We start from the raw sequence: 10,202 nt of genomic DNA on the forward strand, positions 1-10,202 counted from the left end.
CCGGCATTATGGCGGTTACGGTCGGTCGTGCAAACCGCTGTCCGGCTCATGTTGATCGTCAATAAAGTGCGTATAATCCGCCGCCATGACTCGAACCCGATCTCCCCGTTCCCGTAAAAAACCTCCTTCACGCGGCCTGCGCCCGTGGCTGGGCTGGGCCATCAAGCTGAGCCTGGTAGGCCTTGTGGTGCTCGCAGGCTTCGCGGTGTACCTCGACGCCGTGGTGCAGGAGAAATTCTCCGGCAAGCGCTGGACCATCCCGGCCAAGGTATACGCACGCCCGTTGGAATTGTTCACCGGCCAAAAGCTGAGCAAGGAAGACTTCCTTACCGAACTCGACGCCTTGGGCTATCGCCGCGAACCCGTGAGCAATGGCCCCGGCGCCGCTGCTGTCAGCGGCAATACCGTCGATTTGAATACCCGTGGCTTCCAGTTCTATGAAGGCCTGGAGAAAGCCCAGCCGGTGCGCGTGCGCTTCTCCGGCGATTACGTTGCCGAACTGTCGTCGCTCAATGGCTCCAAGTTGCCCGTGGTGCGCCTGGAACCGCTGTTGATCGGCGGTATTTACCCCAAGAACCTTGAAGATCGCATCCTGATCAAGCTTGATCAGGTGCCGCCGTACCTGCTCGATACGCTGATCGCCGTGGAAGACCGCGATTTCTACAGCCACTGGGGTGTGTCGCCCAAGTCGATTGCCCGCGCCATCTGGGTTAACACTTCCGGTGGCAAGATGACCCAGGGCGGCAGTACGCTCACGCAACAATTGGTCAAGAACTTCTACCTGACCAACGAGCGCAGCCTCACCCGTAAACTCACCGAAGCCATGATGGCCATGCTGCTGGAGCTGCATTACAGCAAGCAGGAGATTCTTGAGGCGTACCTCAACGAAGTGTTCGTCGGCCAGGACGGCCAGCGCGCGGTGCACGGTTTCGGCTTGGCCAGCCAGTTCTTCTTTGGCCAGCCCTTGTCCGAATTGAAATTGCATCAAGTCGCGTTGCTGGTGGGGATGGTCAAGGGGCCGTCTTACTACAACCCGCGTCGCAACCCGGAGCGCGCGCTTGAGCGTCGTAACCTGGTGCTGGATGTACTCGAACAGCAGGGCGTGGCCACCGCTGAACAAGTCGCGGCGGCGAAAAAAATGCCACTGGGTGTTACCACTCGCGGCAAGCTGGCCGACAGTTCGTTCCCGGGCTTTATTGATCTGGTCAAACGCCAGCTACGTGAAGACTATCGCGACGAAGACTTGACCGAAGAAGGCCTGCGGATCTTTACCAGTTTCGACCCGATCCTGCAGATGAAAGCCGAAGCGTCGGTCAACGATACCTTCAAACGCCTGACCGGCCGTAAAGGTTCGGATGAAGTCGAAGCAGCCATGGTCGTGACCAACCCGGAAACCGGTGAAGTGCAGGCCATGATCGGCAGCCGCCAGGCCAGTTTTGCCGGTTTCAACCGTGCCCTGGATGCGGTGCGGCCAATCGGTTCGCTGGTCAAGCCAGCGGTCTACCTCACGGCCCTGGAAAAACCAAGCAAATACACGCTGACCAGTTGGCTGTCGGATGACCCGCTGTCGGTCAAAGGGGCGGATGGCCAGGTATGGACGCCGCAGAACTTTGATCGTCGCTCCCACGGCACTGTGTTCCTGTACCAAGGCCTGGCGCATTCCTACAACATCTCCACCTCGCGCCTTGGGCTTGAAGTGGGCGTGCCGAATGTGCTGAAAACCCTGGGGCGACTGGGCATCACCCGTGAGTTCCCGGCGTTCCCCTCGATGCTGCTGGGCGCTGGCGCCATGACCCCGATGGAAGTGGCGACGATGTACCAGACCCTCGCCAACGGTGGCTTCAATACCCCGATGCGCGGCATTCGCAGTGTGCTGACCGCCGAGGGCGAACCGCTCAAGCGTTACCCGTTCCAGATCCAGCAGCGCTTTGACGCAGGTTCCATCTATCTGATCCAGAACGCCATGCAGCGCGTGATGCGTGAAGGTACCGGGCGTTCTGTCTATAGCGTGCTGCCGTCGAACCTGACGCTGGCGGGCAAGACCGGCACCAGTAACGATTCGCGCGACAGCTGGTTCGCAGGCTTCGGCCAGGATGTGCTGGCCGTGGTCTGGCTGGGTCGCGACGATAACGGCAAAACCCCGTTCACCGGTGCGACCGGTGCGCTGCAGGTGTGGACCAGTTTCATGCGCAAGGCCGATCCGTTGCCGCTTAACATGCCGCAGCCGGACAACATCGTGCAGGCCTGGATTGATCCGCATACCGGGCAGGGTTCCGATGCCAGCTGTCCGGGCGCGGTACAGATGCCGTATATTCGCGGCAGCGAGCCACCCGCCGGTGCTGCGTGCGGTGGCAGTGCCCCCGCTGACGCGGATTCGGTGATGGATTGGGTCAAGGGCTGGATGCATTAAGCAAAGAGGGTTTCAAGTGAACAAGTTGTGGATTCCAGCTATTACCGCCTTGGTTATGCTCGGCGGTTGCTCCAGCGTGCAGCGCGGTTCGATTCCCGTGGTGGACTCAAGCACGAACGTTTCCAATAACGACCGTATCTCGGCCACTGGCGGTTTCCGTCAGACCGTGGTCAAGCGTCCTGCCCAAGCCACGCCTCAGGCCATACCGCAGGATTCGGGCGTGGTGGTGATGGTGCCGGGCGGCGGTGCTGCGACGTCGGCGCCGATCAGTGCCGAGCCTTGGACGCCAGGGCCAAGCACTTCGGGGCCGGCAAACTCCGCGCCGATCCAGACGGCGCCGGTCAACCAGAGCACTTACAACATGCCGCCGTCCACGCCGAGCGGTATTCCGTCGTCGTCTAACGCGGGTGGCCTGTCGGCTGACGAGCAACTGGACGGGCCGGTGCTGGCTTTGCTGACCACCGCCCAGCAGCAACAGGCCGGTGGTGACCTGAACGGGGCATCGTCGAGCCTTGAGCGTGCCCAGCGTGTGGCGCCGCGTGAGCCGCAAGTGCTGTATCGCCTGGCCCAGGTGCGCATGGCCCAGGGCGACGCGCCGCAAGCCGAGCAGTTCGCCCGTCGCGGCCTGACCCTGGCCAACGGTCGCCCCGACCTGCAAGCCAACCTGTGGGCTTTGATTGGTGACGCGCGTGCCGCACAAGGCGACGCCGCCGGTGCTGCCCAGGCGCGGCAAAAAGCCAAGGTCAGCCTCTGATGGATGCACGGTTTCCGGCAATTGCCGAACAGCTGTTGCTGATTGAGCGTGAGTTACGTGTGCAGGGTTGGTGGGACGAAGTGCCCCCCAGCGCTGAAGCGCTTAGCAGCGTCGAGCCGTTTTCGGTGGACACCCTGGACTTTCACCAGTGGCTGCAATGGATCTTCCTGGTGCGCATGAAGCAGATCCTCGAGCAGGACCTGCCATTGCCCAATGCTTCGGGGATCCTCGAGATGGCGGAGATGGTTTACGCCGATCGCCCGCTTGAAAGCATAGGCTTACGCAATGCGCTGAAAAAGTTCGACCAATTGATCGTCGACGCTCGTTAATTGCCTGACTGCCGGGTTTTTCGGCAGTCTTGCGCACATTTCTACCGCTTCACGACATTCAGGCGAGTTTTATCCCTCCTCAAGCCCCTTTAATCTTCGTTCTCATGCGCTTAGTTGGAAAAAAGCGCAATTATTGCTTGACTTGAAGGGGCTGAAACAGAAGAATCCAAAGTCCGCTGTATCGGGACTGCCAGAAGCAGGCCCGCTCAGCAGATCATGAGGCGCATATCCGCGCCGACCTGTAACACCCGCAACGCGTTACCTCGCGCTGGGTGGGAAAAGCCCGCAACACTTGGGACGATCCCAATACTTGCTCAGTCAGTGCTGACGTAGTCGGCGACCACCGTCGCTCATGCTCTGTTGAGAAGTAAACCTATTAAGACCCGTCGGTTTTTAACGGACGGTATTCTGGCGTTTTAGAGGTGAACAACGTGGAGCTTTTATCTGGCGGTGAGATGCTCGTCCGCTTTTTGCGTGACGAAGGCGTCGACTATATCTACGGGTACCCAGGTGGTGCTCTGCTGCATGTTTACGACGCACTGTTCAAGGAACCGGCTGTTACCCACATCCTGGTTCGCCACGAACAGGCCGCGACCCATATGGCTGACGGCTATGCCCGTGCCACCGGTAAAGCCGGTGTGGTACTGGTAACGTCCGGCCCAGGCGCAACCAATGCCATTACCGGCATCGCGACTGCCTATATGGACTCCATCCCGATGGTGATCATTTCTGGCCAGGTGCCTAGCACCATGGTCGGTACCGATGCATTCCAGGAAACCGACATGATCGGTATTTCCCGGCCGATCGTGAAACACAGTTTCATGATCAAGCATGCGTCGGAAATCCCGGAAGTCATGAAAAAGGCCTTCTACCTCGCACAGTCCGGTCGCCCGGGCCCTGTGGTGGTCGATATCCCGAAAGACATGACCAACCCGGCGGAAAAGTTCGAATACGTCTTCCCGAAAAAAGCCAAGCTGCGTTCCTACAGCCCGGCCGTTCGTGGGCACTCGGGGCAAATCCGCAAGGCGGCAGAAATGCTCTTGGCGGCCAAGCGCCCAGTGCTGTACTCCGGCGGTGGCGTGATTCTGGGCGGCGGTTCTGCACCTTTGACCGAGCTGGCCAAGTTGCTCAATCTGCCGGTGACCAATACCTTGATGGGCCTCGGCGCATTCCCGGGTACGGACCGTCAGTTCGTCGGCATGCTTGGCATGCACGGCAGCTACACCGCCAACCTGGCCATGCACCACGCCGACGTAATCCTGGCGGTGGGCGCGCGGTTTGATGACCGTGTGATCAACGGACCGAGCAAGTTTTGCCCGAATGCCAAGATCATCCACATCGACATCGACCCGGCGTCCATCTCCAAGACCATCAAGGCCGACGTGCCGATCGTAGGTCCGGTAGAAAGCGTGCTGACCGAAATGGTTGCGGCGCTCAAGGACATCGGCGAAACGCCGAACAAGGAATCGGTTGCCAGCTGGTGGAAGCAGATCGACGAATGGCGCGGCGACCGCGGCCTGTTCCCTTACGACAAGGGTGACGGCAGCATCATCAAGCCACAAACCGTGATCGAAACCCTGTGCGAAGTGACCAAGGGCGACGCCTTTGTGACCTCCGACGTGGGCCAGCACCAGATGTTCGCTGCGCAGTACTACAAGTTCGACAAGCCTAACCGCTGGATCAACTCCGGTGGCCTGGGCACGATGGGCTTTGGTTTCCCGGCGGCCATGGGTGTGAAACTGAGCTTCCCGGACACCGACGTCGCCTGCGTGACGGGTGAGGGCAGCATCCAGATGAACATCCAGGAACTGTCGACGTGCCTGCAGTACGGTCTTCCGGTGAAGATCGTGTGCTTGAACAACGGCGTGCTTGGCATGGTTCGTCAGTGGCAGGACATGAGCTACAACAGCCGTCACTCCCATTCCTACATGGAATCGCTGCCGGATTTCATCAAGTTGGTTGAAGCCTACGGCCACGTCGGCATGCGCATCACCGATTTGAAAGATCTGAAGCCGAAGATGGAAGAGGCGTTCGCCATGAAGGACCGCCTGGTGTTCCTCGATATTCAAGTGGACACCAGCGAGCACGTCTACCCGATGCAGATCAAAGACGGCTCTATGCGCGACATGTGGCTGAACAAGACGGAGCGTACCTAATCATGCGGCACATTATCTCCCTGCTTCTGGAGAACGAACCCGGCGCTCTGTCTCGTGTTGTCGGCCTGTTTTCGCAACGCAACTACAACATCGAAAGCCTGACCGTGGCGCCGACCGAAGACCCGACCCTGTCGCGCCTGACGTTGACTACTGTTGGTCACGATGAGGTGATCGAGCAGATCACCAAGAACCTCAACAAGCTGATCGAAGTGGTCAAGCTGGTCGACTTGTCGGAAAGTGCCCACATCGAGCGCGAGCTGATGCTGGTCAAGGTCAAGGCCACGGGTGCCCAACGTGCCGAGATCAAACGCACCACCGACATTTATCGCGGGCAGATCGTCGATGTGAGCGCCAGCGTTTATACCGTTCAACTGACCGGTACAAGCGACAAGCTGGACAGCTTCATCCAGTCGATCGGGACGGCCTCGATTCTGGAAACCGTACGCAGTGGTGTCACCGGGATTGCCCGTGGCGACAAAGTACTCAGCATCTAACCCAAATTAGCGAATGGCCTTACGGCCTGGATATATAGAGGAACCTCATGAAAGTTTATTACGATAAAGATTGTGACCTGTCGATCATCCAGGGCAAGAAAGTCGCCATCATCGGCTACGGTTCCCAGGGCCACGCCCAAGCGTGCAACCTGAAAGATTCCGGCGTTGACGTGACTGTTGGCCTGCGCAAAGGCTCGGCCACTGTTGCCAAGGCTGAAGCCCACGGCCTGAAAGTGACTGACGTTGCTTCCGCCGTTGCCGCTGCCGACCTGGTCATGATCCTGACCCCGGACGAATTCCAGTCCGCGCTCTACAAGAACGAAATCGAGCCAAACATCAAGAAAGGCGCCACCCTGGCCTTCTCCCACGGCTTCGCGATTCACTACAACCAGGTTGTGCCACGCGCTGACCTCGACGTGATCATGATCGCGCCGAAAGCGCCGGGCCACACCGTGCGCTCCGAGTTCGTCAAAGGCGGCGGCATCCCTGACCTGATCGCGATCTACCAGGACGCATCCGGCAACGCCAAGAACGTGGCATTGTCCTACGCTGCTGGCGTTGGTGGCGGTCGTACCGGCATCATCGAAACCACCTTCAAGGACGAGACCGAAACCGACCTGTTCGGCGAGCAAGCTGTACTGTGCGGCGGTACCGTTGAGCTGGTCAAAGCCGGTTTCGAAACCCTGGTTGAAGCTGGCTACGCGCCAGAAATGGCCTACTTCGAATGCCTGCACGAACTGAAGCTGATCGTTGACCTCATGTACGAAGGCGGTATCGCCAACATGAACTACTCGATCTCCAACAACGCCGAATACGGTGAGTATGTGACCGGCCCGGAAGTCATCAACGCCGAGTCCCGTCAGGCTATGCGCAACGCCCTGAAACGTATTCAGGACGGCGAATACGCCAAAATGTTCATCAGCGAAGGCGCTACCGGCTACCCTTCGATGACCGCCAAGCGTCGTAACAACGCCGCTCACGGTATCGAAGTGATCGGCGAGCAACTGCGCTCCATGATGCCGTGGATCGGTGCCAACAAGATCGTCGACAAAGCCAAAAACTAAGTCGTACGTATCCAGAAAAAACGCGGCTTAGGCCGCGTTTTTTCGTTTGGGGGCGGGTTCTGGTATAAAGCTGCATCGTTTGCGGGCGAACACGCGCTGCAAGTATTTGTCGAATTCTTTTCACACCGTTGCAAGGTAAAGTCCATGACCGAACGTCCCGAAGAGCCAAACCAGGCCTCTGACGCCGAAAGCCTGCTACCGATCGATGAGCATGTCGAAGAAGGGCATGATGCGGAAGGTCGCAAGGTCCGGCATCGTGGTATCTATCTTCTGCCCAATCTGTTCACCACGGCGAACCTGTTTGCCGGGTTCTACTCCATCATCAACTCCATGAGTGCGCAAAGCGCATTGGCGGCGGGTGATGCGGCGAGTGCCAGCAAGTATTTCGGCTTTGCGGCTATCGCCATCTTCGTGGCCATGGTGCTCGACGGCCTGGATGGCCGGGTGGCGCGCATGACCAATACCCAAAGCGCTTTCGGTGCCGAGTACGACTCGCTGTCGGACATGGTAGCTTTCGGCGTTGCGCCGGCATTGCTGGCATTTGCCTGGGCGCTGGGTGATATGGGCAAGGTCGGCTGGATGGTTGCCTTCATCTATGTCGCCGGCGCGGCGTTGCGTCTGGCGCGCTTTAACACCCAAGTGGGTACTGCTGACAAGCGTTACTTCATCGGCCTGGCCAGCCCGGCGGCGGCAGGTGTGGTGGCCGGTATCGTCTGGGCGTTCAGTGACTACGGCATCCAGGGTTCGAAGATGTCGTTCCTGGTGGCCTTGATGGTTGCAGCCGCTGGCATGCTGATGGTCAGCAACATCAAGTACAACAGCTTCAAGGAGTTTGACCTCAAGGGGCGCGTGCCTTTCGTGGCTATCCTGGTGGTGGTGCTGGTGTTTGCGGTCGTGTTCAGTGATCCGCCACGTATTCTGCTGCTGGCGTTCCTGGTGTATGCCGCGTCGGGGCCGATTCAGTACCTGCTGCATCTGCGCCGCGACAAAACATTGCCTTAATGTAATTTCCCCCATACTCCGCAGTCTATTGGTGCATCAGTTCTCCAATGCTGCGGAGTTGCCATGTTAATCAAGATCCCCAAAGCGTCCGATTGTCATGAGTCGGATGTCACGCCTGAATCTTTCTATCTTTCGCGTCGCAGCTTGCTCGGTGGTGCGCTGGCCGGTGTTGCGGCCACTGCGTTGCCGCGTTGGGCGAGTGCCGAAGATGCCGCGCGTTATGCCGATGTCGAGCCGGGCAATGCCCCAGGCTGGTTTGCAGATAAGCTGCCCAGCGCCCAATGGCAGGCGGTTACGGTAAAAGACGAAGCCATCACCCCGTTCAAGGACGCCACCCACTACAACAACTTCTATGAGTTCGGTACGGACAAGGGCGACCCGGCGAAGAACGCCGGTTCACTCAAGACCGAACCCTGGAGTGTGGTGATCGATGGGGAAGTCGGTAAACCTGGGCGCTATGCCCTGGAAGACTTTATGAAGCCTTATCAATTGGAAGAGCGTATCTACCGACTGCGTTGTGTCGAGGCGTGGTCGATGGTGATTCCGTGGATGGGCTTTCCTATTTCAGCCTTGCTCAAGCAGGTTGAACCAACCGCTAAAGCCAAGTACATCCGCTTTGAAACGCTGCAGGACCCCAAAAGCATGCCGGGACAGCGCTCCAGCTTCGGCTTGATCGACTGGCCCTATGTAGAAGGGCTGCGTCTGGATGAAGCAATGAATCCGTTGGCGATCCTGGCTGTGGGTATGTATGGGCGGGAGTTGCCAAACCAGAACGGTGCACCACTGCGTCTGGTAGTGCCGTGGAAGTACGGCTTCAAGAGCGTGAAGTCGATTGTGCGGATCAGCCTGGTCAGCGAGCAGCCAAAGACGACTTGGCAAAGCATTGCGGCCAATGAGTATGGGTTCTACGCGAATGTGAACCCGACCGTCGACCATCCTCGCTGGACCCAGGCGCGTGAGCGTCGTTTGCCGAGCGGTCTGTTTAGCCCGAATGTGCGAGAGACGCAGATGTTCAACGGCTATTCGGATGAGGTCGCTTCTCTCTATACGGGCCTCGACCTGCGGAAGAACTACTGATGCGTTATCCGATCTGGCGTATTGGCGTCTTTATAGCCGCGGCGATCTGGCCATTTTTCTGGCTGTATGAGGCGTGGAGCTCTGTGCTCGGGCCTGATCCAGGCAAAGTGTTGATGGATCGGTTGGGGCTTGGGACCCTGATCCTGTTGCTGGTAACGCTAGGTATGACGCCGTTGCAGAAACTCAGCGGGTGGGCAGGGTGGATTGCCGTGCGTCGGCAGCTGGGGTTGTGGTGTTTTGCGTATGTGGCACTGCACCTGGCTGCGTACTGCGTATTCATCCTCGGGCTGGATTGGTCGCAGTTCGGCGTCGAGCTGCGTAAGCGGCCCTACATTATTGTCGGTGCGCTGGGGTTCCTTGGCTTATTGGTGCTGGCAGTAACGTCCAATCGTTATAGCCAGCGCCGGTTGGGTAGCCGTTGGAAGAAGCTGCATCGCCTGGTGTACGTGATTCTTGGGCTTGGTTTGTTGCACATGTTGTGGATTGTGCGGGCCGACCTGAAGGAATGGGCGATCTATGCATCTATAGGCGCGCTGCTGCTAGTGCTGCGGATCCCGCCAGTGATGCGCCGGATTCCCCGTCTTATTGCGAAAAAACCACTTTCTGCGACAAAAGCGTAATTAAGGATTGACGGCGTTTTATATCTGTCTATAATTCGCCCCACTTCCGGCGCAGTCGAAACGGAAAACTCCTTGGTAAACAATGAGTTACGAAGTTTTCGGCAGAAAGTTGCTTCCGTTCATCGAAGCCAAAAGGAAGTTGAAAAAGAGGTGTTGACAGCAGCGTGTAACGCTGTAGAATTCGCCTCCCGCTAACGAGAGATCGTAAGCGCAAGTGGTTGAAGTTGTTGAAGAATTCTTCGAAAACTTCTGAAAATAATCACTTGACAGCAAATGAGGCTGCTGTAGAATGCGCG

General features: G+C 58.3%; 9 protein-coding genes. All 9 read left to right on the plus strand.

The annotated features are described in order from the left end of the window. Positions 1–85: 85 nt before the first annotated feature. On the plus strand, positions 86–2,410 hold the full coding sequence (mrcB, locus tag HBO23_RS12105) for a penicillin-binding protein 1B (protein WP_170038192.1): 2,325 nt from the start codon (positions 86–88) through the stop codon (positions 2,408–2,410). Between the two features lie 16 nt (positions 2,411–2,426). Then, complete coding sequence (locus tag HBO23_RS12110; protein WP_170038194.1) at positions 2,427–3,164, plus strand: hypothetical protein; 738 nt, start codon at positions 2,427–2,429, stop codon at positions 3,162–3,164. Beyond that, on the plus strand, positions 3,164–3,493 hold the full coding sequence (locus HBO23_RS12115; RefSeq protein WP_017139221.1) for a YqcC family protein: 330 nt from the start codon (positions 3,164–3,166) through the stop codon (positions 3,491–3,493). The genes HBO23_RS12110 and HBO23_RS12115 overlap by 1 nt, the downstream gene beginning before the upstream one ends. 431 nt (positions 3,494–3,924) lie before the next feature. Beyond that, positions 3,925–5,649 carry an acetolactate synthase 3 large subunit gene (locus tag HBO23_RS12120; protein WP_099547656.1) on the plus strand — a complete coding sequence of 575 codons (1,725 nt, stop codon included), beginning with the start codon at positions 3,925–3,927 and terminating at the stop codon, positions 5,647–5,649. A gap of 2 nt (positions 5,650–5,651) precedes the next feature. Continuing rightward, positions 5,652–6,143 carry an acetolactate synthase small subunit gene (gene ilvN, locus HBO23_RS12125; RefSeq protein ID WP_003176102.1) on the plus strand — a complete coding sequence of 164 codons (492 nt, stop codon included), beginning with the start codon at positions 5,652–5,654 and terminating at the stop codon, positions 6,141–6,143. A gap of 47 nt (positions 6,144–6,190) precedes the next feature. After that, positions 6,191–7,207 (plus strand): ketol-acid reductoisomerase, encoded by a 1,017-nt coding sequence (gene ilvC / locus HBO23_RS12130; RefSeq protein WP_003176099.1) that lies wholly within the window; start codon positions 6,191–6,193, stop codon positions 7,205–7,207. 144 nt (positions 7,208–7,351) lie between these two features. Beyond that, the gene (gene pssA / locus HBO23_RS12135; protein WP_056859782.1) at positions 7,352–8,209 is read left to right on the plus strand and encodes a CDP-diacylglycerol--serine O-phosphatidyltransferase; all 858 of its coding nucleotides are present in this window, start codon (positions 7,352–7,354) and stop codon (positions 8,207–8,209) included. Between the two features lie 63 nt (positions 8,210–8,272). After that, positions 8,273–9,286, plus strand: a complete 1,014-nt coding sequence (gene msrP, locus HBO23_RS12140) for a protein-methionine-sulfoxide reductase catalytic subunit MsrP (protein WP_170038204.1) — start codon at positions 8,273–8,275, stop codon at positions 9,284–9,286. Next, positions 9,286–9,906 (plus strand): protein-methionine-sulfoxide reductase heme-binding subunit MsrQ, encoded by a 621-nt coding sequence (gene msrQ / locus HBO23_RS12145; protein WP_017139218.1) that lies wholly within the window; start codon positions 9,286–9,288, stop codon positions 9,904–9,906. The genes msrP and msrQ overlap by 1 nt, the downstream gene beginning before the upstream one ends. Positions 9,907–10,202 lie beyond the last annotated feature (296 nt).

The organism is Pseudomonas sp. WS 5532, from assembly GCF_012985445.1.
Classification (GTDB): domain Bacteria; phylum Pseudomonadota; class Gammaproteobacteria; order Pseudomonadales; family Pseudomonadaceae; genus Aquipseudomonas; species Aquipseudomonas edaphica.